Raw genomic sequence first — 21,793 nt, forward strand, 5'->3', positions numbered from 1 at the left:
TACCGATGAGTGTGGTATTTAAAGCCCATATTGTTAAGTACTTGAGCAACTTCGGTGCAATGGAACAACGCTCAATGTTTGGCGGAACAGGGTTTTTCTACGACGGCGCGATGTTTATGTTGCTGACAGATAAGCGACTGTATTTGCGAGGCGGTGGCGCGTTATCAGAAAGACTACTCGATAAAACCTGTCGCAAATTTGTTCATGTCAAAAAGAGTTCAACCGCGGTTGTTAATTATTACGAAATTACCAGCTTATACATCCAAGACGATCCCGAATTAGGTCAGCTTGTCAAAACATCGATTGATATTGCCGTGGCAGATAAAAAACGCAAAGAGAGCTTAGAGAGCCGACGACTTCGCGACCTGCCTAACCTGCGATTGACCATTGAGCGCATGTTGAAGAAATCGGGCGTTGAAGATGTGCGCACATTTAATCAGCTTACGCCCGAGGAGCTGTTTCGTCGTGTGCAGATGACTCATGGCAAAGATGTGGACGTCAGTCTGTTGTGGAAATTTGCCGGCGCGCAACAAGGTTGTCACTGGAAGCTGATTGAAAAAGAAGAGCGCGATCGTTTACTTGCCGCTGTTTAATACCCATTTTTCGCGTACACAGCCGACCGAATAGGTCGGCTTTTTTATGTTTAGGGTCCAGCAAAGTGAGGCGGGTGGCGCGAATATACTCAGATTGTGCGAAAAATGTGACGCTTGGATAAATAATCGACGGTTAAACCATAAAAGTGCAATTTATACGTGACAGGCGAAAAAAGTTATGTAGAATTCAAACCACTTAGCCGAGAGGTGAAACGTAAAGGCGCGTTGGCAGAGTGGCTATGCAGCGGATTGCAAATCCGTGGACCTCGGTTCGACTCCGGGACGCGCCTCCATGCACTTGGCTAAAACAATACGGACGCGGGATGGAGCAGTTTGGTAGCTCGTCGGGCTCATAACCCGAAGGTCGTCGGTTCAAATCCGGCTCCCGCAACCAATTTTAGGTTGTAGAAATAGTTTGTCCGGTTGAAGTTTATTAAACACGACCTACGGTAGTCGCAATTGCATTGCGCGAATTGCATTCCGCGATAAATCCGGATACCGCAACCAGTTTTCTAAAGCGTTATAAAACGCTTGTTAAAAAGCGACATTAGCTCAGCTGGTAGAGCGCAACCTTGCCAAGGTTGAGGTCACGAGTTCGAACCTCGTATGTCGCTCCAAATTACAACAGTGGCGTAAGCGGCTGAAAGAATTGTGTGCCCCGGTGGTGGAATTGGTAGACACAAGGGATTTAAAATCCCTCGGCGTTCGCGCTGTGCCGGTTCAAGTCCGGCCCGGGGCACCATTAAAAAAGAAAACGGCGACCAGATTGGTCGCCGTTTTTGCGTTTAACGGACGGCGAGTTTGCACGCTGTGTTAAAAGCCCTATCCCAGTCACAATATTGTCTAAGTGATAAACATATCATCATTGAATTTGGATGCTTTTTTGCCTAAAATTTAACCATAACGAACGAGGGCAGTATGCACAGGCCAGTGATGCAAAAAAAAGCAAAACAAGTCACACAAAAAATGATTGATCGCGCGGTGGCAAGCTCGACGGCAATCGAAACGCAAGCAACTACGGAAGAAGTAGAAGCTAAATTAAAAGAAAACCGACAAAAGTACCAAGCGCTTGCATTGGCTGATTAGCCATTCACTGCAATAAGGATGGCGAGAAGCCAATGGTTATCGGCAATAGACGATGACCTTGTTAACCCTGTGGGGAGCTGGGTGGCAATATATCTTTTACCAAGCGTTCCATATGCTGGTAATCATGACCGACGCCCGCCTGAATAGCGGCAATATAAAAATCTTTGTTTTCCTCCCATAGTCGATAATCTAGCAACCCTATCCCTGCCTTTTGACACATCACATCAATCAATAAGCGAGAAATGCGTCCATTTCCCTCTCTGAATGGATGGATAAGAATGAATTCAACATGGCTTTGCGCTAAAAAGTGAATGAGCTCTGTGCGTGTCATCGTTGGTAAGTTGGGATAATCCGTTAAGTAATCTCGTTCAAACTGAGTGAGACAAGGACCAATTTGTTTCGGTGAAGTGAAGCGAAATCCCGCCTTGCTCAGTTCGACATTTCGCACCTGTCCGGCCCACAAATAGACGTTCCCGAGCCATTGCCGGTGCCAACTGGCCATAGTGTTAAAGCGCAGTGCGCGAGGAAAGTGTCCACCGGTAAAAACCCTTTCGTAGAGTTTAGACAAAAGCACTGCCTCAATATCTTCTATGTCGTGCAATTGTGTGATACCGAGTAAGTTACGCAAGACTTGCTCATTCGAGCCAGGTTGATATTGTGCCTCTGAGGCTTGCGTCTCATAACGTGTCATACCGGTCTTCCTTGCTTATCCACAACCATGAACGTTTGCCCTTATCCGCCCTGTTACGGTGGCGCCGGCTGTTATGCCATTGGCTTTAAGTATAGTGGATAGACAATGGGCTTTACGCTGGATACAGGAGTAAAAAAAGCAGCGTCGAAACGCTGCTTGAAAAGGGAAGGGGTTAGACCATGCTGAGGCAATGGATCTCATTGTGATGTGCCAAGCGATAATGAATATCGGCAGGATCCTGACAGGGGCACTGACGAACGATGGTCCCCCGTTTTATCCACGTTTCCATCATGGCGTCCACGCCGTCCGGGGTCAGACCATACTCTTTGGCAAGCGCCTCGGCACTAATGACACCCGCCTGAGTGACACTGGCTTTGAGCTTTTGCAGGATCATAATAGGTCTCCTTAAACCAATGAGGATGCTTACCGATGTAGCGCATTGCGGCAACTACCGCGATGAGTAGTGCCGAAATACCGCCAATATAGAGTGAAGCCGAAACCGGTGAAACACTGATCTGACTGAGTTGGAAGCATAGGGTCGCACCGCTGACGGCCAGTAACATTGACCAGCTGGCAATGAACATGGCGAAACGGCGACCAAACTCGCGAGTGTAAGCGCCCATCGCAGCCACACAGGGGGTATAGAGCAAAATAAACATCAAGTAGGCCAGCACGCTGGCGGTGGAGCTAAAGTGGTGATGCAGGTTATCGAATGTGGCGAGACTGACTTCTTGCTCTTCTGCCGCCAATTCGGGATTATCGATATCACCCACGCTCACCGCCAGTGGATCACTAAAATCAATATCAAACAAGTTGGCTGGAATGCTTTGTACCGCTTCTAGTAAGGCATCACCAATCGTGGTGGAGGCTTCCTCAACATCTGAGGGGGCGTAGAGGTTATTAAGCGTACCAACGACGGCTTCTTTGGCAAACAAACCGGTGACAAGGCCTACGGTAGCCGGCCAGTTATCTTCTTCGATACCAATCGGGGCGAGGGCAGGTGTCACGACTTGCGCGGCTTTAGACAGCACGGACGTGTCGCTGTCTTCGTGTCCAAATGTGCCATCTGTGCCGAGCGAGTTGAAGAAGGTTAAAATGGTTACCACCAGTACAATGGTTTTACCGGCACCCAATACAAAACGGCGTAGCTTCTGCCAAGTATTGCTCATTACATGGCGTAATCGCGGCAACTCATAGTCTGGCAGCGTCATGAGCAAGCTTTCACTGTGGCCGGGGTAAAGAGTGTGACGCAAAATCAGGCCGGTGATGATCGCCACCACAATGCCCAGTAAATAAAGGCCAAAAACCAAGTTTTGCCCTTGTTGTGGGAAGAACGCGGCCGCAAATAAAGCGTACACCGGCAGCCGTGCACCACAGGACATAAAGGTAGCCATGGTAGCCGCGGTTTTGCGCTCATTGATTTGTTCTAAGGTACGGGTTGCCATCACTGCCGGCACCGTGCAGCCAAAGCCCAGAATTAAAGGGACGAAGGCCTTGCCCGGCAAGCCGATCTTTTGCATCAAACCATCGAGTAAGAATGCGGCGCGTGCCATATATCCCGTGCTTTCGAGAACGGTGAGGAACAGGTACAAACCCGCAATGACGGGAATAAAGGTCGCGACAGTTTGTATCCCGCCGCCGAGGCCATCTGCGATAATGGTGACGATGGCGGTCGGAAGTACCCCATCCAGTAGCTGGTGGGTGCCATCGACGAGAATTGCGCCAGCGGCAATATCAAAAAAGTCGATAAATGCGCCGCCGATATTAATCGCAAACACAAACATGGCGTATAGCACGGCAAGCAAAATAGGCAGTGATAAGAAGGGGTTAAGAATAACCTTATCAAGCTTTTCAGTATTATTGCGACTTAAGTGGCGATGCTCACGACGGGTGTCATGCACCAAATCGCGGATATAGCTGTAGCGTGCATCGGCAATCAGAATATCGGTATCATGCTCGGCAAGCGATTGGCAGGCTTGCGCAAAGATATGTTGCTGCGCCTCGTTACTGCCATCAGGTAGGCGACCACGTTCGAGACATTCTAACAGGTGCGCGCGTTGGTTCACTTGTGCGGTTGCGGTACGAATAAAGCTGGCGCCAAGATGGGCTTGTATCCAAGCTTCGATGTGCTCACCATAGTTCAGTTGCATGGCGTCGCACTGAGGGATATCGCTCACAATATGGGACAGCTGGTGGCGAAACGTCGCGACGCTGTCGGCTTGGCACGCGGTGACGGTAAGGACAGGACAGCCTAACCACTCTTGCAGTTTAGCGATATCCAGTTGTTGTCCGTTCCGATCGAGCAGATCCATTTTATTGATCAGCACCACCATAGGCACACCGCGCTCGCGCAACTGCAGGGTTAAGTACAGCCCGCGCTCCAAGCTGTTGGCATCCAGTACGTTGATAATGACGTCACTGTCACGACTATCAATCGAAAAGGTAGCGATTTGCTCATCTAAACTCGCGTCAAAGCCAGCGTTTAGCGCGTATAGGCCGGGTAAGTCGGTGATCTCAGCCTCAGTATTATCGAGCGAGAGCTGGCCGACTTTTTTATCCACCGTCACGCCCGCCCAGTTGCCGACCTTTTGGCGAGAACCTGTCAATGCGTTAAACAAGGTGGTTTTACCACAGTTGGGATTACCGGCGAGAAGAATGCGTGTTTTACTCATGACATAGCCTCCACATCGATTAGCTTGGCGATTTCACGACGGACGATGAGTTGTTCGTTGTCGAGGCGTATTTGCAATGGGTCGCCCAAAGGTGCTCGCCGAACCAGCTCAACGGCGGTGCCCGGGATCAATCCCATGACGGCAAGGCGATGGCGGATAACAGCTGGCACATGATGGACACTGGTAATGCGTGCGGCTTGGCCGCGACCGAGAGTCGACAGTTTCATAGTGCGAGATCCAAATAAGAATGGTTTGCATTGGATATTACGCTTAAATTTCACGTGGTTTCTTGCTTAGGATCAAGCAATTTTTAGTGAGCATCTTGTCCTGAAAGTAAGACGATGAAAGAAATGGTGACAAAGAGGTAGGTATCTGAAGGGAAAAAGCAAAAATTAGCCGCTAACTTTGTAAGAAAATATTTCACTCGCTGGCAATCAAACGACTGCCAGCGAGTAATAGGTTAGCGTGCGTGATGCGATGATGACTCTTTTTGTGCTCTACGCCGCTGATCATTTAAGTTGGCTTTGGCGGTTGCAAGGAGGTTGTCTGTGGTGATTGCATCTGGGCCAAACCCTGCGTTTTGTCCGGTAAGCAGCGAGAGTGCTTCAGCCACATGGGAGACCGCATAGATATGAAACTCGCCTTTCTCAACCGCATGGACTACATCCTTTCGCAGCATTAGGTTTTGGATATTGGCGGCGGGAATGATCACCCCTTGCTGCTCCGTGGGACCTTTAATGGTGCATACATCAAAGAAGCCCTCGATTTTTTCGTTCACGCCGCCAATCGGCTGCGCCTCGCCAAATTGGTTCATGGAGCCTGTAATCGCCAGATCTTGACGCAAGGGCACGCCCGTAATCGCCGAGAGAATCGCACAAAACTCCGCCATTGACGCACTGTCGCCATCGACGCCCCCGTAAGATTGCTCAAAAGTGATATGCGTTTTGAGTGGGATTTGCTCTGTTTTGCCGAGGAGGGTGGCGAGGTAGGCGGACAAGATCATCACCCCTTTAGAGTGGATTCGTCCACCGAGCTTAACGCTACGCTCAATATCAAGCACTTCGCCTTCACCATAAGCGGTCGTGGCCGTTATTCGGTTGGGGAGTCCGAAGCTAAAGTCGGATGTGCTCAACACCGATAGGCCATTGATTTGACCGAGCGCAGAGCCGGTGGTGTTGATTAAGGTGACGCCGTTTTCGAAGTTCTGCATCATGCTATCGCGCACGCGGCTCACCCGCATATTGCGGCTTGCCAAGGCTTTTTCAACATGCAGAGCACGAATACTATTGGCGTTGGCTTGCGTGGCCCAGTAGTTGGATTCGCGCAAAAGGTTAGCAATATCAGCGGAGTGCAGCGACAAGCGATTTTGATCTTCGGCCTGTCGGGCACTGTGCTCAATAATACGCGCAATCGCACCGCGACTGCAGTGTAGCAAACCGCCGTCGTGGATAATGCTGGAGATAAACTTCGCGTACTGTTGTTCTGTGCTGTCGTTACGTGGCATGTCGTCTTCGAAGTCCGCGGTCACCCGAAATAGCTCGCTGAACTCGGCATCATAGCGTTGTAGCAACTGATAGGTTTGGTAATCACCAAATAAGATGATTTTCACATCAAGTGGAATGGGGGCAGGGTCGAGCGACACAGTGCCACTGAGGGTGACTTCGCGTTCAAGGGCGCTCACGCTGAGCTGCCTTGCGCTTAGGGCACGCTTGATGCCGTCCCAGACGTAAGGCTTTTCGAGTACCTTGATTGCATCCATCAAAAGTACGCCGCCATTGGCGCGGTGAAAACTGCCCGCACGGATCAGCGAAAAATCGGTAAACACCGTACCTTTAAAGGTGGCATTTTCAACATAACCAAATAGGTTGTGATAACTGGGACTGTCTTCCACCACGACAGGTGCTTGATTGTCGTCTTGGCTCACCAGCACATTAACTTGATAGCGGCGTGGCAGTTTTTTATCGAGCGCGGCGTAAGCAAGTGCCGCTTGATCCTCGCTGTCTTCGAGAAAGATATCCAGATGCTCTAGCATATCCGCTTGCATCGCCTCCAGAAATGCCAGCACGTCAGGAAGATCTGCAAACGCTTTGGTGACGGGTTTCATCTGGGCGGCAATCACATCGCGCGCCACTTCTTCATCCAGCGCTTGCTGCTTTTCCGCATAGTCTTCTTCCCATTCGCCGAGTTGACGCACAATACTGCGCAGTTCGGTTTCGAGTTTATCGATCACCTTGCCGAATGCCATTTGCTCTTCTTGAGAGAGTGCATCGAAGGTGTCTTCAGTGTGAGGCTCTTCGCCGTTCAGGGCAACAAATTGGTAATCGCCTTGCGGGGTGATCGTCAAACTAACATTGTTTTGTTCTGCACTATCGCTGAGTGCTTTTAACACGGTTTGTTGGCGCTCGGTGAGCTGGTTTTTGAGTGTTTCCGCACGCTGGTAATACATCTCGTTGTCGAATGCGAGCGGCAGCGCATTGGCGAGCTTTCCCATCAACTGCTCAACGTGCTTTTTGAGTTCATTTCCTCGCCCTGCTGGAAGCTTCAGAACTTCAGGCGCGCGGGCTTCTTGGAAATTAGCGACGTAACACCAATCATGGATCGGCGTATCATTTTTCCAATGGTGGTTTAAATAGCGCATCACCATGGTGCGCTTGCCTAATCCGTTCTGACCAATGGCGTAAATGTTATAGCCCTTTTCCTTGATCGACATGGCAAACTCAACGGCATGTCGTGCTCGGTCTTGGCCAACAATCTCATCCAACGGCGCAAGATGCTTCGTTGAGGTGATATCACTGTGTTTAAAGCTAGATTCGCGATACAAACGTTCGCTGTTCACCACGGTAGTCGCCATAATCGATCCTATTTGGCCTTTTATCGATTGATGCTTTCAGTGTAGCGAGTGTAAGTGACTGTTTTAGTGATGCTGGTGGAGAAAGTCGCGACAGGGTCACAGTTTAATACTGGGTGGTGAATAAATGAGCAGAAAAAAGGGCCATTGAAGGCCCTTTGAGTACGTTGTCAAAGTAGGACTGATTAGAGCGATTTTTTCATCGCGTTTATCAATGCGTCGATATCTTGGCGATTGACGTCTTTGTGGGTGACAAAGCGAGCCGGTGCGCCATTTAAACTCACTCGAAAGCCGTTATCCATCAGGCGCATATTGAGACGAACCCGATCGATGTTGTCGGCAATATCAACATACACAATATTGGTTTGCACCTCATAATTGTGGGTAGAAAAGCCTTCAATCTCATTGATTTTATTGGCTAAGTAATGGGCATTAGCATGATCTTCAGCGAGACGTTCGACATTTTCTTCGAGTGCTTTTTGTCCGGCAACGGCGAGAATACCGGCTTGACGCATACCTCCGCCCAGCATTTTTCGTAGCCGTCTAGCCTTTTCAATGAAGGCTTTCGAGCCCAATAGCAAAGAGCCAACCGGTGCGCCTAATCCTTTTGACAAGCAAACAGTCATCGAATCGAAATGGCAGCTTATCGCGGTAATATCGACATCCAGTGCCACAGCCGCGTTGTAAACACGTGCGCCATCAAGGTGAAGGCTTAGCTGATGCTTGTTGCAAAACATGCGGGCTTCGGCCAAGTAGGAAAGGGGTAGAACGCGGCCGCCGATGGTGTTTTCTAAACTGAGCAATTTGGTGCGTGCAAAATGAAAGTCATTAGGTTTAATGGCTGCGGCAAGCTTCTCAAATGGCAACGTACCGTCTGGGGCATTTTCAATGGGTTGAGGCTGAATAGAGCCTAATACTGCTGCACCACCGGCTTCATATTTGTAGTTATGTGCTTGCTGACCACACAGGTATTCGTCACCGCGCTCACAGTGCGACATCAGCGCTAATAGGTTGGCTTGCGTACCTGATGAGGTAAAGAGGGCGGCATCAAAGCCATGGCGCTCTGCGGCCCAGCGTTCTAATGCATTGATACTTGGGTCATCACCATAGACATCATCGCCGACGGGGGCATTGGCCATCGCGTCTCGCATGGCTTGGTCGGGTTTGGTGACGGTATCAGAGCGAAAATCAATCATGTATTACATCCTTGCTGAGTGAGGGTCGTCAAGCGTGTTGCCTAATAATACACACAATGCTTGTTGGTTGGCAGTCGAGACCGGCGATTATCTTTGAGGCCCAACGAAAAAGAATAGACAAATATACGCGCACGAAAAAGGCCATACCCGTGGGCATGGCCTGATTAATTACTGGGGGAGCTTCCTAGACATTTGGTGAGAATACCAAAGAGGTGAGGCTCTCCGTCGATGATTAGCTTTTTAGCATCTGCCAGTATTTTTGGTAGATTTTCACCGCTTCACCTACATCGTCGGTGAATTCGCCACTGTTGACCGCATCATCAGTAGGGAAAATGGTGGTGTTTTCTTTCAGTTCGTCATCCAAGTACTCTGCCGCACGTGTATTAGGGGCCGGATAGCCAAACTCTTCGACCAATTTGGCTTGATTTTCAGGACGATACATAAAGTCGATGAACTGATGAGCCAGCGTCTTGTTCTCCGCATTTTTAGGGATAATATAGTTATCCATCCAGAGAATCGCGCCTTCTTGCGGATAAACAAACTCGATGCCATCAATTTCTTGCTGTGCCATGTAGGCGTTGCCGTTCCATTGCTGACCAATAGTCACTTCACCGGTCACAAAAGGAACGTGAGGCGCATCTGAGTTATAGACCACAACGTTGTCACGCAATTGACGAAGATACTCGTACGCTTGCTTGATCTCGTCTTCGTCTTTGCTGTTGATACTGTGTCCTTGCGCTTTTAACGCCATGCCAAAGACATCACGAACATCGTTGAGAAGCATCACTTGCGCGTTGAAGTCATCACGCCATAGATCGGCCCACTTAGTGACTTTGCCCCCGTCGACATACTGATTGTTATAACTGATACCCGTCACACCGAAAACATAGGGTAGGGAGTAGTCATTCGCTTTATCGAACGGCTGACCCAGTAGGCCGGGACGTAGCTCATCGAAGTGGCTGATCTTTGATTTATCAATTTTGGCCAGCATGTCTTCTTTGATCATGCGATCGATGAAATAGGTTGAAGCGAAAGCGAGGTCATAGCCTTTTCCATTCAGTAGCTTCAACTTGGCATACATGGCTTCATTACTCTCAAAGGTCGAGTAATTGACCGTCACCTTATATTCTTCTTCAAACGCATTGATCACATCCATGGGCATATACTCCGCCCAGTTGTAGATATTCAATACTTTATCGTCAGCGCTGACCCCAGTTGCAAATACAGCTGAAAGTGCGAGTGCGGTCGCGGTAATTCCGTGAGTGATTTTGTTCATTATCATGGTCCTTCAATGGCTTGCTGGCCGAGTACACGTCGGGGCGCATCATATTGCACCCAGCCCTTGTGTCAATGACTTTTTTTTAACCAAAGCACGTTTCGTGAAACGTTCCGCTAACGGTAGCATAACCCTTGCGTGACCCCCCAAATTATTGGGCAGTATCCGGTCATTTTTGGCTTGCGAGTCGCGCACGACAATGCGACTATCAGCGCGCTTTGTGTGCAAGCTTTACACTGACACCTTGAGCTTGTACCCCATTTATTGAATCACCTAAATGAGTAACCATTGAGAGCATGGTCAAAACGTACCGCCCTGACACCAATTACTATGTTGCGACGCAAAACCAGTCGTTATCTTTTCCGCCTTTAACCGGTAGTCACCAAGCCGATGTTTGTATCATTGGCGCCGGATTAACCGGATTAAACGCCGCGATTGAATTACGCCAACGCGGCTATCAAGTGATTGTATTGGATGCTAAGACGATTGCGTGGGGTGGCTCTGGGCGTAATGGCGGCCAATGCTTAGTGGGATATTGTCTCGGGCTCAGAGAGGTACATGAAACCTATGGCGCGCAGTGGGGTAAGCAACTTTGGGACCTTTCCGTTGAAGCGGTTGATATCGTGCGTGAAAGGATTCATACCCATCAGATAGCCTGTGACTTCCAACCGGGATACATTGAGCTGGCGTTAAACAAAGCACAACAAACCGAGTTACAAAGTTGGCATGCCTTAAAGCAAGGTGACTATCAGTATCCGATAGCGCAATGGTGGGATCAGGCTAAGGTGGCAGAAGTGGCGAATACGGAGCGCTATTTAGGGGGATTATACGACCCGAATAGTGCGCATATTCACACCCTCAATTACACACTCGGGTTGGCGAAAGCTGCGCAGGATTTAGGGGTGCAAATCTTCGAGCACAGTCCGGCGCAGTCGATAAAGAAGGGGCCGACTCACTGCGTTCGTACGCCTCAAGGTGACGTGAATGCTCCCCGCATATTGCTGGCATGTAATGCATATCTCGATGGCCTAGAACGTAAGGCGCAAGCGAAAGTCCTCCCTGTTGCTTCCTTTATTGCGGTGACCGAGCCATTAGGCGATCGCATGCCCATTACTAATCGCATGGCCATGTCTGATCTCAACAACTGTCTTGATTACTACCGTCCCACCGCAGACGGACGTCTCTTATTTGGTGGCGTGAACCACCCGTTTAATCGTGAGTATAAAGACTCCGCTCAACGTCTACACCAACGAATGACAAAGGTTTTTCCTCAGTTAGGCGATGTGAAGATGGACTACCATTGGGGCGGGTTGTTTGCCGTGACGCGCAGTTACATGCCACACATTGATCACCTCGGCCAAGATATTTATACCGCACATGGATACACAGGTCATGGGGTGGGACTGACGAATATTGCAGGACGCGTGATAGCCGAAGCGATGGACGGACAAGCCAGTCGCTTTGATGTGTTTGCACGTTTGAAGCATGGTTGGATCCCGACCCCGAAAATGCTGCGTAGCCCTGCATTGGCTCTCGCGATTTGGAAAGCGAAGCTTGCCGATCTACTCGGTGGATAACCACGACGCACAAACCGTTAACGATTAAAAATACTTGTCGTCACGATAAAGATCTCGTGTTGCTCCCCGCTAGGAAGACAGTAAGGTAGCCCTTCAAATAGCGGGGGGTAAGTGCTTGAACACTCTGAGCATCATTGATGATTTAGCGACACACGGACTAAGCGTGTGCGACCAATTCTTAACAGCACAAGAAGTGGCTGATTTACACGCATGTTTGCCAGAGCAGTGGACGCAAGCCAGTATTGGGCGCGAGCAGAAGCAACATACCAATACCCAAATCCGCACCGATAAGATCCATTGGTTAGAGCGCGGCCATGCCCCAGCCATTGATGCGTTACTCGATAAGATGTTTGAACTGCAACTTGCGTTTAATCGTCATCTCTTTCTTGGTCTTTTTGAATATGAAGCGCATTTCGCCAAGTATAACCCCGGTGATTTTTATGCCAAACATGTGGATGCCTTTAAAGGCCGCTCTAACCGAAAAGTCACTACAGTGCTCTATTTGAACCATGACTGGTGTGAAGAGGACGGGGGCGAAATCGTTATTTACCATGCTGATGGGAGCCACCTGAAAACATTATGGCCTCAGGCCGGTCGCCTTGTGACCTTCTTATCGGAAGAGTTTCCTCACGAGGTACTACCCGCGAAACGACAACGGTTTAGCATTGCGGGTTGGTACCGCATTAACGGCATGAGTGGTCATCGGGTTGATCCAATTCGCTGACAAACTGCATACTGACAGCTACGAGTGATAACCAGTARGCGGTCAGTATGAGGGGTTCTCCGCAACAGCAAAGCTTTTTTAACCATGCCGAGTTCGACGCTCAGCAAGCCGTTGCTATGCCACAAGCGACTGTCCATTGGCAGCCAGATTGGTTGCCATTGGCCGATGCCGATAACCTAATGGCGGCATTGCATCAGCACACACCTTGGCAACAATTACCCATTTCGATGTTTGGTCGTACCGTGATGCAGCCGCGTTTATTAGCTTGGTACGGCGATCATGCATACACCTACAGTGGACTCACATTATCTCCCCGCTCTTGGACACCTGAGCTATTGGGTTTGAAAGCCCGTGTTGAAGCTGCCACGCATGCTCGTTTCAATACTGTATTACTCAATCTCTACCGAGATGGCAGTGATTACATGGGATGGCACAAGGATGATGAAGCCGAATTAGGGGAGCAGCCGACGATAGCATCGGTGAGTTTGGGCGCAAGTCGACGGTTTTTATTCCGTCATACCCAAAGTAAAGCAAAACGCGAGCTTTTGTTGAGTCATGGCGCGTTATTGGTCATGGCAGGGCAGACACAAACGTATTGGCAACATGCGCTACCCAAAACACAAAAAAACGTGGGCGCTCGGATTAATTTAACCTTCCGGTGGATAACGCCATCTTCAGCAAGAGAATAGAACCACTGCCGCTCAGCGGCAGTGGTTATGGGGTTACTCGACAATCAGACTGACGTTGTCATAGGTACGGTACCCTCGTAGCATGACCGCATAGTTACCGGGCGTTGCATTGTCGAATCGGCAAACCTCATCATTGCCGCTGCGATAAGGGCGGCAATCCCAGTTCCCGGTACTGACATCGCCATTGGCTTTGACATACAAGTCCACGTCACCTGAGCCGCCGTAGGTTCGGATCACCAGCTCACCGGATTGATCTAACCGGTAGTTGAAGTACTTTTCATTCCCACGAGCGCCAGAGAGTCCATTGATGGGCTCTCCGAGTTTCAGCTCGTTACCCGGATTGGGCGAGCTGTCGGCGTTCGCGAGCTCCACCGTATAGGCCAAACCGAGTTTAGTGAACTTCGCGGCGTGAGCCCCTTCGCTATCGCTGTTTGCCAAGGTGTCTTGCGGCGTATGAATGTTAGGGTTGTAGTCATTAAATTTGGCTTCAAACGGCATAGCAGCTGGATAGCCGACTTGGTGCCACGAGGCATGATCGGAACAGGCATAGCCACAAGTATCGAATCCGTAATTTAAGGTAGGCAAGTATTCGTCAAGCAACTGCGTGAGATACTGAGTGAGCTGATTGTCGGTATAGTCGGTGATAAAGACAATGTCTTCAGCAGACCCTTGATAGTTTGTCATGTCCAGTTGTAAGACACCGCGAACATCTTTACCCGCTTGCTTAAATTGGTTGGCAACGTCTTGCGAACCACGCAATCCAACTTCTTCTGCTGCATAGGCAACAAATGCGATACTCCGCTTGGGCTGGAAGTTGTTTTGAGCAAGTACGCGGATCACTTCTGTGACAGCAGCAATCCCCGAGGCATCATCATCGGCGCCAGGCGCAATACTTTGCTCATTGGTGCGTGAGCCAATCGTCGAGTCGAGATGCCCGCCAACGACGACCCATTCGTCGGGTGATTCTGAGCCCTCTATGGTTAACATCACCGACGCTTGATTATACCCACTGTGTGAAATTTGAGTGACGGACGCACCGGCTAACCCTGCACTGAGTGATTGCCAACGTTGTTTTATCCAATCGGAAGCCTGTGCACCTGATGTAGTGGTGTAGAAACGGTTGGGGAAATCGGTAAGGCGATCAATGGTATTAACAATGAGTGCGCTATCAATTTGGCTAATCCAAGGGGTCACTAACGCTTGCTGGCTAATTGCTGGAGCGATAAAGCTTGCGCGCGAAAGTGGCATGTTACTCGCTGCCATCGCACTTTGGGCGGATGAATGCACGATATAACCACCGCAGCGGTGATGGTTTTCGTGCATTTCGTGGGAGAGGGCGGCTAACTCAGATTCACTGACTTCACCAATCCATGCTTGACCATTATGAGCAACTGACTGTGCTAATAAAGGCTGTGCCCCAGAAGACAAAGCAGTTTGTTGTGCATCTGCGCCGATCGAGATCCAGACTTTTTTATCTTCAGCCTGCGCGAAGGTGCAGCTTGTTGCAAGGACAACGGCCAGAGCCGTGCGTTTATAATGCATAGTTCCTCCTTGAGTGAATAAGGGTCGCTAAACTCCATGCGACCTTCTTACTGTAGAGGAAAAACATAACTTGTTGATAAATTGATAAAACCATTAGTGGATAGTTTAGTTGTCACAAAATTGTTAATAGTGATGATTTTGTTTTTTAACGTAGGAGGAGGTAGGAGGACAACTTTATGCGAGTAGAGGTAATTATCCCTAGAGTTGTACAAAGGAAACGCGGACTGAGCTGATAACAACAGAGATAAAATGCTGAAAACTGCATCAAATCGCGCGAAGTTTGGCTTTTTCGTTTACAAAGCAGGCAGTTGAAACTTTTCTTAAATAATAAGTGTTGACTCGATCACGTTAATCCGTAGAATGCCTCCCCGTACCGCAGCGGCGGAAACAAAAAGAAAGGCGCGTTGGCAGAGTGGCTATGCAGCGGATTGCAAATCCGTGGACCTCGGTTCGACTCCGGGACGCGCCTCCATGTTTCCACTAGGCGGAGTGAAAATCGGACGCGGGATGGAGCAGTTTGGTAGCTCGTCGGGCTCATAACCCGAAGGTCGTTGGTTCAAATCCAGCTCCCGCAACCAATTTTATAAAGCGTTATAAAACGCTTGCGACAAAGCGACATTAGCTCAGCTGGTAGAGCGCAACCTTGCCAAGGTTGAGGTCACGAGTTCGAACCTCGTATGTCGCTCCAAGTTTTGCCCACATCAAGCAATGATTGATGTTACGGACGCGGGATGGAGCAGTCTGGTAGCTCGTCGGGCTCATAACCCGAAGGTCGTCGGTTCAAATCCGGCTCCCGCAACCAAATTTTAGGTATGTGAAGTCATTAACGTAGGCAAGGTTATCRATAAGACCTGCGGTCGTCGCAATTRCATTGCGCGAATTGCATTCCGCGACAAATTCGACTACCGCAACCAAGTTTYTAAAGCGTTATAAACGCCTGTMACAAAGCGACATTAGCTCAGCTGGTAGAGCGCAACCTTGCCAAGGTTGAGGTCACGAGTTCGAACCTCGTATGTCGCTCCAATTTCCTTATTTAGCACTTATCTTTCTCTTGGTAATGGGTAATGTCTTACTTCATTGCTAGCATCGAGCAACATAGTTTCCAACGTGACCGTATGGTCAACGGCACTGAAGTGCGCAAGCCCTGCGGTATAACTAAATGGGTACCGATACGAAGAAAGCTGTTGTGAGAGTCTGCTATATAGTTGTTCTAGCTGATTATCAACGGCATCTGCATCTTGTTGTATCAATAACGCAGCAAACTCACACCCCTCTATACGTCCTATCCAGCCCACATCATCAAACACATCATTCAGACAACGCGCAAAGGTTTTGAGAATCTGATCGCCGGCGAGCTTACCATAGTCATGATTAAGTTGGTGGAGTTGGCGAACGTCGAAGTGCAATAGGGTGTAGCGATCCTCGATCACCAAGTCGTCATTGAGGTATTCGCTAATTTCTCGCTTAAAACCGCGTCGGTTTAACAGGCCGGTTAAGGGGTCCAGTACATTCTGTTGGGTCATGGTCAACTCGTGCTCGACAATGTGCGCAAGATCTGCCAATGCGCGCTGGCAGGGGCCATCGAGCTCACGAGGTTGTCTATCTATCACGCAAAGGGTGCCGAGAATGTGCTCGTTATCCAAACTAAATGGGAAGCCGGCGTAAAAGCGGATAAAGGGAGGGCCTGTGACTAAGGGGTTGTCGGCAAAGCGCTCATCAAGGTACGTATCATTAATCACCAGTGGCTCTAGCTGGTGGATTGCGTGTCCACAAATGGACTCTGAACGTCCTGTCTGATTTACCGCCAGTCCACGCTTTGCTTTGAACCACTGACGATGCTCGTCTACCAAGCTGATCGCCACAATGGGGCACTCTGATATATAGGCAGCAACGCGAACAATGCGCTCAAATCTGTCTTCACGACCAGTATCCAAAATACCTAGATCGTGCAGTAAATGAAGCCTTTGTACCTCATTGGCAGGTGGCCTAGCCGGTATCATTATTCATCCTCCGTCCTTGAATTTTTAGTATAGACCCCAGTGCAAAATCCAAGTGAAAAACCTATCGCTGTTCTCCAGTTCTGCATTAATGATCACTCAATCAATTACATTGAATTACCGTCAGTATTTTTAATATCACCAAGAGGTTTAATCATTATTTGGCTACATTAATAAGACGATAGATAAGAGGTTTTTCAATGAAAGCGTTGATTTTAGGTGTTGTCTTGGCTTTGGGAGTGTTTAGCCAAGCATCGGCTCAGGCACATAAGCTGCTAATCATTGATAGCTACCATAAAACATTTTCGTGGACCGAGAGTTATACTCTTGGTCTGAACAAGGTACTCGACAAAAGTATCCATGTATCGCGTTTTGAGATGAACGCTAAAGAGCTACCTGTATCGGCGCACCAACGCAAAGCAGACGAAGCTTTTGCCTTTTATAAAAAGGTAAAGCCTGATGTAGTATTGCTTTGTGATGACATTGCACTAAATCATATGCTGCCTAGGTTGCAGAATGAGAATGTTGATGTCATTTTTCTTGGCGTAAATGGTAATCCCAAGCCACTCATAGAGCAGCTCAACGGACCTATTCGTGTGACTGGTGTACTGGAGCGGCCTCATTTCTATCGCTCATTGTCTGATGTGATTCAGCTATACAATCAACCGATAAAAAATATCAAAATCATCTTTGATGATGGCCCCACCGCGCAGATAAATACTGTCTATCTAAGACAGCAAGCGGATCTTATCTCCAAACTTAATCAAACAGTCACTAAGATTAAGCGATTTAAAACATTCCCAGATTGGAAGGAAGCAGTCTTAGAGGATGACTATGATGTGCTTTTTGTGGGTAGCTACCAAACATTACGCGATGGGAAGGGAAGAAATATCGATGCAAATCAAGTGATTGCTTGGACGAACCAAAACGCGAAGCATCCTGTTTTTGCTTTTTGGAAAGTGGCGGTCGGTGAAGGTATGGCTGCTGGTGGATATGTGTTAGACGGTGAAAAGCATGGCATTCACGCTGCGGTCTACATCCATAAAGTGTTTGCTGGTATGCCTGCTGATCATATCCCTATCTCTGTCGGGCACCAAGGCACCGGTATTTACAGCAGAGCGGAGTTTGCTCAGTTGGGGCTAACCCCTCCTCGAGAGTGGGTGCCGATTCGTTGACGCTACCTTATAGTTACTTTGACGGTGCACTAACGTTGGGCGAATACTGATTCAGTTCAGAAACCACACAATTACGCCCCTTTCGCTTGGCTTCGTAAAGTCTAAAATCAGCGATAGAGAGCATTTCGCTGCTTGTCGCGGGATATGTAAAGGTTGCGACACCTGCACTAATAGTGATGGATTTCCCTTCGCCATTAAAAGAGTGTGATTCAACCGCCGCGCGAATAGTTTCGGCCAATTGGCTGCATTGGGGGCTAGTGACATTGGAACAGATCACTAAAAAACTTTCGCCTTCCCAACGAACAACAGTATCAGTTCGTCGCGCATGATAGGAGAGCAAGCTACCGACCTCTTTTAGCATCATATCGCCTTCTTCTTGCCCATAGGTATCATTAATACGTTTGAAGTTATCAATATCGAATAAAATCACCCCAAATGGCGTGTTTTCTTTCATTGCCAATTCAATGTGATGCTCGAGAATATGATTTCCTTTCAAGCGATTATACAGGCCTGTCATTGCATCAAATTCTGCTCGACGAGCAAGACGCTTGCTATCGGTGATGTCATTAGAAATGGCGAGATAGCTGATGGTGTTGCCTTGTTCATCCTTGTTATGCGTGATGTGTGTATACAACCAAAAATCGTCTCCTTGCGCGGTCTGATTTTGAAATTCGCCTTTCCAGTCCGAGCCGCTATTCAATGTATCCCAAAGATCATGAAAATCCTCCGGCTTTGCATCTTTATGCTGCAAGATAGACACGGATGCTCCCAGTAGTTCTCTTCGCTTGTACCCAGAGAGGTTGATCATGGCTTCATTGCAGTCTTTAATCACGCCTTCTTTGGTGGTCTCTAGAATGGGAATATAGCGATCAATAATAGTGGCAAACCGTTCTTTTTCTCTAATATTGGAGCGAAGCTTCATTGCCATTTTTGTTAATGAAGAAGAAAACAAGATAGCGATAGGTAGCGATGCCAAAAGCAGTAAAGCAATAGACTGCAACGCACTGGTTGCGGCTTCTCTATGGAGTGCCTCGACATAACCCGAAGAGGCCCTAGCATAAAGCGTGAGTTGTGCATCGTTAGGGATAAGATCCGTGAGTGTAAAGGTATAAATGTCTTGACTAGGGGAAAGCAATTCACTGCTCACGCGTTCGGCGCGCCGTTGTGTTTCCGTCGACTTATTGATAAACCTGTTGAAGTTGAGTTCACTATCGCTAGAAGCAATAAAGAACCCATCTTTATCAAGTATATAAAGATCTAAGTTTTCATTGCTGACCCAAATGCTGAGCAAATATCTCGCATCCATGTTCGCGATCACATAACCTGCTCGTCGCGCATTCTCACCGACAGAAACAGGGGTAGCGATGCGCAATGTTGGTCGGATAGGGCGCTCGAGAGCACCAAACTCCTTGTTGAGATTGATAGCAGAGTAATAAAACTCTCCATCAGGAGTGCGTAACATTTCGCGCATGTAATTACGATCGGATTTGCTTTGAAGCTGTTCGGGTAGCTCGATTTTGTAATTGTTCTCAGTATTTGGTCGATAAACATCAACAATTTCATTGCCATTGGCATCTAGGAAGCGAAGTTGAAAGATGCTTGGATTTGCCTTGGCTAAACCCAGCATATGTGCTTCGAGCGGTGCTTGCGTGACTTCAGATTTGGCGTTGATATATTCGGACAAAAAGGGGCTGGCCGCTAAGCTAGACACGGCTCGTTCTGTGGTACCGACCAACGACTGTGTTGCGCTCTCCACACGACCAAATTGAAAATCTATCTGATCGCGCAGGATGCTTTGCGACATTAGGTTGAGATGATAATAGTTAATTACATTCGTCATGCTGACGACAAAAAGCCCGAAGAAACAGAAGACGGAAAAATACTTATAAAAGGTCAGATCCTTGAAAATTTTGTTCATGCGTCATGGCCCAGCTCGAAAGCACGTATTGGTACAGCATAGCAGGCTTATCTGCCTAATGGAGCGTGCATTGAGACCTCGCGTTAGCCCCTGATGATATTTCGAGGTGTAATGCCGGTAGCTATGGCATAAATCCAACACGAAGCCGGCAATATCGCCGCATTTCGCGTTATCAGGCCGCATCAAAAAAACTCCGTTTGTAAAAGAGTTGTTTCAATGATATTTTCCTGCGGTTATCAAATTTATCAAGCATTCTGGCCAGTGTGCACTGACAAGTGATCGTGTACGCGACAGGCCATCTATACTCTTTTAATCATGTTGTTTTGGAAGGTTTGCTTATGGCGTTTTTAGCGAGCTGCGATACCCAATATCCGCTTACACATCCACACGCAGCGTCTGCGGTGGTCATGGTGCCACCTGTGCACTTTAAATTTAATGCACAAACCAGTGAAGATAATGGTTTCCAGCATGCGTTGGCTTTGCCTGATGAGGAAGTGAAAACGCGCGCCATGGCAGAGTTTAATAATATGGTGATGACGCTACGTCGCCATGGTATTGATGTCGTGGTGATGGAGTATCCAGACTCCGACCCAGCCACGCCTGATGCCGTGTTTCCTAACAACTGGTTTAGTACATTGCCAAGCGGTGAACTGTATCTGTACCCGATGGCATGTCCTAACCGTCAACTTGAAGTGAAGCCTGAGCGTTTGATGGCGGCCCTTGATAAAGCGGGTTACGCCGTTAACCATGTGCACAAAGTAAAGTGTCATGACAAAGACGAAGCGTTTTTAGAAAGTACGGGTGCGATGGTGATTGATCACCTAAACCAGCGTGTCTATGCAGCGCTTTCTCACCGCTGTGACAGCATTTTGTTGACCGAATGGGCTGCCAAAGTGGGAATGCGTCAAGTTGTCAGCTTCAACACGGAAATGAGCGATGGCAACCCTGTGTATCACACCAATGTCATGATGGCGGTGGGGGAAGCGTTTGCAGTGGTGTGTGACGAGGTTATCGAGCCAGCTCAACGTGAGCTCGTGTGTAATACGCTCGCCGAAGACAAAACCTTGGTTTCAATCAGCGAGGCACAGATGAATCAACTGTGTGGCAATATTTTGCAGCTACGTAACCGTCACGGTGAGTCGTTAATTGTGATGTCCCTTTCTGCGTATAGTGCGTTTACTGAAGATCAAAAGCGCACCTTACGTCAATTTGGCAAGCTGGTGCCGATTGATGTAAACACCATTGAAACCGTCGGCGGAGGGAGTGTGCGTTGTATGATGGGTGAAATCTTCCTGCCTCGGCACCAAACTGTTTAGATTGTCACGAAGCATGCAAAAACGGCGATCATTTGATCGCCGTTTTTATGAGTTATGAATGCACACCTGTTTTCGCTTTAAGTGGCATCTTGTCGAAGTCGACACCTTTCCAACCGGTGACCATAAAATTACGGATGTTTTGGTGGTCGTTGCCTGATGGGTTGCTGAGCACATCCTCACGATAATACCCGCCAAAACACGCAAGGGTTTGCTCTTCGGTTAACTCGTGCAGTTGGCAAAATGCCAATACTTTACACGAACCGGTATTTTGGCCCGCTTTATTGGCGAGATTGCCATTAGTAAAGCGCGTCGGGGCGTAATCGTAATGTGCATCGATCACGGCCAAGGTCTCATCAAACGTCACCATCTCGGGTGTCTTTGTGATTTTGACGAGAAAACTATCTATGGTCATGTCTGTTCCTGAGTTATTAAAACGCGGCCTCTTCATGGAGGATAGACACGTTGTACCAACTTGCTCCTCCGATGTGAAGTC

The 21,793-nt window shown here is 48.5% G+C and carries 18 protein-coding genes and 9 tRNA genes; 16 read left to right on the forward strand and 11 right to left on the reverse strand.

What is annotated here, in order from left to right:
* Positions 1-5 precede the first annotated feature (5 nt).
* The 6 genes from BZJ17_RS04570 to BZJ17_RS17275 all read left to right on the forward strand — a co-directional run bounded on the left by BZJ17_RS04570 (position 6) and on the right by BZJ17_RS17275 (position 1,679).
* Positions 6-593 carry a TfoX/Sxy family DNA transformation protein gene (locus tag BZJ17_RS04570; protein ID WP_077639921.1) on the forward strand — a complete coding sequence of 196 codons (588 nt, stop codon included), beginning with the start codon at positions 6-8 and terminating at the stop codon, positions 591-593.
* Positions 594-812: 219 nt separating this feature from the next.
* A tRNA-Cys gene (locus tag BZJ17_RS04575) sits at positions 813-886 on the forward strand.
* A gap of 24 nt (positions 887-910) precedes the next feature.
* Positions 911-987 (forward strand) — tRNA-Met (locus BZJ17_RS04580).
* Positions 988-1,134: 147 nt separating this feature from the next.
* A tRNA-Gly gene (locus tag BZJ17_RS04585) sits at positions 1,135-1,210 on the forward strand.
* A gap of 38 nt (positions 1,211-1,248) precedes the next feature.
* Positions 1,249-1,335 (forward strand) — tRNA-Leu (locus BZJ17_RS04590).
* Between the two features lie 191 nt (positions 1,336-1,526).
* Positions 1,527-1,679, forward strand: coding sequence for a hypothetical protein (locus BZJ17_RS17275; protein WP_198534092.1), 153 nt, complete (start codon positions 1,527-1,529; stop codon positions 1,677-1,679).
* Between the two features lie 61 nt (positions 1,680-1,740).
* On the opposite strand, the gene BZJ17_RS04595 is transcribed toward BZJ17_RS17275, so the two are convergent.
* From BZJ17_RS04595 to BZJ17_RS04625, 7 genes are all read right to left on the reverse strand, one after another.
* Positions 1,741-2,370: a Fic family protein gene (locus BZJ17_RS04595; protein ID WP_077639922.1), complete on the reverse strand. Its 630-nt coding sequence runs from the start codon at positions 2,368-2,370 to the stop codon at positions 1,741-1,743.
* Positions 2,371-2,542: 172 nt separating this feature from the next.
* On the reverse strand, positions 2,543-2,764 hold the full coding sequence (locus BZJ17_RS04600; RefSeq protein ID WP_069589117.1) for a FeoC-like transcriptional regulator: 222 nt from the start codon (positions 2,762-2,764) through the stop codon (positions 2,543-2,545).
* Positions 2,715-5,042 (reverse strand): Fe(2+) transporter permease subunit FeoB, encoded by a 2,328-nt coding sequence (gene feoB / locus BZJ17_RS04605; RefSeq protein ID WP_077639923.1) that lies wholly within the window; start codon positions 5,040-5,042, stop codon positions 2,715-2,717. The genes BZJ17_RS04600 and feoB overlap by 50 nt, the downstream gene beginning before the upstream one ends.
* Positions 5,039-5,269, reverse strand: a complete 231-nt coding sequence (locus BZJ17_RS04610; RefSeq protein ID WP_077455986.1) for a FeoA family protein — start codon at positions 5,267-5,269, stop codon at positions 5,039-5,041. The genes feoB and BZJ17_RS04610 overlap by 4 nt, the downstream gene beginning before the upstream one ends.
* Before the next feature lie 233 nt (positions 5,270-5,502).
* Positions 5,503-7,893 carry an ATP-binding protein gene (locus BZJ17_RS04615; RefSeq protein WP_077639924.1) on the reverse strand — a complete coding sequence of 797 codons (2,391 nt, stop codon included), beginning with the start codon at positions 7,891-7,893 and terminating at the stop codon, positions 5,503-5,505.
* 182 nt (positions 7,894-8,075) lie between these two features.
* Complete coding sequence (ltaE, locus tag BZJ17_RS04620; protein WP_077639925.1) at positions 8,076-9,086, reverse strand: low-specificity L-threonine aldolase; 1,011 nt, start codon at positions 9,084-9,086, stop codon at positions 8,076-8,078.
* Between the two features lie 232 nt (positions 9,087-9,318).
* Positions 9,319-10,362, reverse strand: a complete 1,044-nt coding sequence (locus tag BZJ17_RS04625; RefSeq protein ID WP_077639926.1) for a spermidine/putrescine ABC transporter substrate-binding protein — start codon at positions 10,360-10,362, stop codon at positions 9,319-9,321.
* Positions 10,363-10,658: 296 nt separating this feature from the next.
* Between BZJ17_RS04625 and BZJ17_RS04630 the strand changes: the two genes are divergently transcribed.
* From BZJ17_RS04630 to BZJ17_RS04640, 3 genes are all read left to right on the forward strand, one after another.
* Positions 10,659-11,939 (forward strand): FAD-binding oxidoreductase, encoded by a 1,281-nt coding sequence (locus tag BZJ17_RS04630; protein ID WP_077639927.1) that lies wholly within the window; start codon positions 10,659-10,661, stop codon positions 11,937-11,939.
* A 115-nt stretch (positions 11,940-12,054) separates the two neighbouring features.
* Complete coding sequence (locus BZJ17_RS04635; RefSeq protein ID WP_077639928.1) at positions 12,055-12,663, forward strand: 2OG-Fe(II) oxygenase; 609 nt, start codon at positions 12,055-12,057, stop codon at positions 12,661-12,663.
* Positions 12,664-12,779: 116 nt separating this feature from the next.
* Entirely contained in the window at positions 12,780-13,352 is a 573-nt protein-coding gene (locus BZJ17_RS04640) for an alpha-ketoglutarate-dependent dioxygenase AlkB (RefSeq protein WP_198534095.1), read from the forward strand.
* Between the two features lie 33 nt (positions 13,353-13,385).
* On the opposite strand, the gene BZJ17_RS04645 is transcribed toward BZJ17_RS04640, so the two are convergent.
* Positions 13,386-14,894 (reverse strand): M28 family metallopeptidase, encoded by a 1,509-nt coding sequence (locus tag BZJ17_RS04645; RefSeq protein ID WP_077639930.1) that lies wholly within the window; start codon positions 14,892-14,894, stop codon positions 13,386-13,388.
* 398 nt (positions 14,895-15,292) lie between these two features.
* On the opposite strand from BZJ17_RS04645, the gene BZJ17_RS04650 reads away from it, so the two are divergent.
* The 5 genes from BZJ17_RS04650 (at position 15,293) to BZJ17_RS04670 (ending at position 15,917) form a co-directional block, all read left to right on the forward strand.
* Positions 15,293-15,366, forward strand: a tRNA-Cys gene (locus BZJ17_RS04650).
* Positions 15,367-15,395: 29 nt separating this feature from the next.
* Positions 15,396-15,472: transfer RNA gene (locus BZJ17_RS04655), tRNA-Met, on the forward strand.
* Positions 15,473-15,506: 34 nt separating this feature from the next.
* Positions 15,507-15,582 (forward strand) — tRNA-Gly (locus BZJ17_RS04660).
* Positions 15,583-15,619: 37 nt separating this feature from the next.
* A tRNA-Met gene (locus tag BZJ17_RS04665) sits at positions 15,620-15,696 on the forward strand.
* Positions 15,697-15,841: 145 nt separating this feature from the next.
* A tRNA-Gly gene (locus tag BZJ17_RS04670) sits at positions 15,842-15,917 on the forward strand.
* Positions 15,918-15,934: 17 nt separating this feature from the next.
* Here the strand turns inward: BZJ17_RS04670 and BZJ17_RS04675 are convergent.
* On the reverse strand, positions 15,935-16,894 hold the full coding sequence (locus BZJ17_RS04675; protein ID WP_077639931.1) for a sensor domain-containing diguanylate cyclase: 960 nt from the start codon (positions 16,892-16,894) through the stop codon (positions 15,935-15,937).
* 197 nt (positions 16,895-17,091) lie between these two features.
* On the opposite strand from BZJ17_RS04675, the gene BZJ17_RS04680 reads away from it, so the two are divergent.
* Entirely contained in the window at positions 17,092-18,066 is a 975-nt protein-coding gene (locus BZJ17_RS04680; RefSeq protein WP_077639932.1) for a hypothetical protein, read from the forward strand.
* Positions 18,067-18,079: 13 nt separating this feature from the next.
* Here BZJ17_RS04680 and BZJ17_RS04685 read toward each other — a convergent pair whose 3' ends face one another.
* Positions 18,080-19,984, reverse strand: a complete 1,905-nt coding sequence (locus BZJ17_RS04685) for a diguanylate cyclase (RefSeq protein WP_077639933.1) — start codon at positions 19,982-19,984, stop codon at positions 18,080-18,082.
* Positions 19,985-20,322: 338 nt separating this feature from the next.
* On the opposite strand from BZJ17_RS04685, the gene BZJ17_RS04690 reads away from it, so the two are divergent.
* A complete protein-coding gene (locus BZJ17_RS04690; protein ID WP_077639934.1) occupies positions 20,323-21,300 on the forward strand; it encodes an arginine deiminase-related protein in 978 nt (325 codons plus the stop codon).
* A gap of 52 nt (positions 21,301-21,352) precedes the next feature.
* Here the strand turns inward: BZJ17_RS04690 and BZJ17_RS04695 are convergent, their stop codons facing one another.
* Positions 21,353-21,712 (reverse strand): HopJ type III effector protein, encoded by a 360-nt coding sequence (locus tag BZJ17_RS04695; protein ID WP_077455976.1) that lies wholly within the window; start codon positions 21,710-21,712, stop codon positions 21,353-21,355.
* Between the last annotated feature and the right edge of the window lie 81 nt (positions 21,713-21,793).

The sequence above is a fragment of the Salinivibrio sp. IB574 genome (assembly GCF_001996205.1).
In the GTDB taxonomy this organism is placed as follows: Bacteria; Pseudomonadota; Gammaproteobacteria; order Enterobacterales; family Vibrionaceae; genus Salinivibrio; species Salinivibrio proteolyticus.

Bases quoted from the DNA above. Each gene is read 5' to 3' on its own strand.
- BZJ17_RS04570 (WP_077639921.1), top strand. From the start codon at position 6: ATGAGTGTGGTATTTAAAGCCCATATTGTTAAGTACTTGAGCAACTTC.
- BZJ17_RS17275 (WP_198534092.1), top strand. From the start codon at position 1,527: ATGCAAAAAAAAGCAAAACAAGTCACACAAAAAATGATTGATCGCGCG.
- BZJ17_RS04595 (WP_077639922.1), bottom strand. From the start codon at position 2,370: ATGACACGTTATGAGACGCAAGCCTCAGAGGCACAATATCAACCTGGC.
- BZJ17_RS04600 (WP_069589117.1), bottom strand. From the start codon at position 2,764: ATGATCCTGCAAAAGCTCAAAGCCAGTGTCACTCAGGCGGGTGTCATT.
- feoB (WP_077639923.1), bottom strand. From the start codon at position 5,042: ATGAGTAAAACACGCATTCTTCTCGCCGGTAATCCCAACTGTGGTAAA.
- BZJ17_RS04610 (WP_077455986.1), bottom strand. From the start codon at position 5,269: ATGAAACTGTCGACTCTCGGTCGCGGCCAAGCCGCACGCATTACCAGT.
- BZJ17_RS04615 (WP_077639924.1), bottom strand. From the start codon at position 7,893: ATGGCGACTACCGTGGTGAACAGCGAACGTTTGTATCGCGAATCTAGC.
- ltaE (WP_077639925.1), bottom strand. From the start codon at position 9,086: ATGATTGATTTTCGCTCTGATACCGTCACCAAACCCGACCAAGCCATG.
- BZJ17_RS04625 (WP_077639926.1), bottom strand. From the start codon at position 10,362: ATGAACAAAATCACTCACGGAATTACCGCGACCGCACTCGCACTTTCA.
- BZJ17_RS04630 (WP_077639927.1), top strand. From the start codon at position 10,659: ATGGTCAAAACGTACCGCCCTGACACCAATTACTATGTTGCGACGCAA.
- BZJ17_RS04640 (WP_198534095.1), top strand. From the start codon at position 12,780: ATGCCACAAGCGACTGTCCATTGGCAGCCAGATTGGTTGCCATTGGCC.
- BZJ17_RS04645 (WP_077639930.1), bottom strand. From the start codon at position 14,894: ATGCATTATAAACGCACGGCTCTGGCCGTTGTCCTTGCAACAAGCTGC.
- BZJ17_RS04675 (WP_077639931.1), bottom strand. From the start codon at position 16,894: ATGATACCGGCTAGGCCACCTGCCAATGAGGTACAAAGGCTTCATTTA.
- BZJ17_RS04680 (WP_077639932.1), top strand. From the start codon at position 17,092: ATGAAAGCGTTGATTTTAGGTGTTGTCTTGGCTTTGGGAGTGTTTAGC.
- BZJ17_RS04685 (WP_077639933.1), bottom strand. From the start codon at position 19,984: ATGAACAAAATTTTCAAGGATCTGACCTTTTATAAGTATTTTTCCGTC.
- BZJ17_RS04690 (WP_077639934.1), top strand. From the start codon at position 20,323: ATGGCGTTTTTAGCGAGCTGCGATACCCAATATCCGCTTACACATCCA.
- BZJ17_RS04695 (WP_077455976.1), bottom strand. From the start codon at position 21,712: ATGACCATAGATAGTTTTCTCGTCAAAATCACAAAGACACCCGAGATG.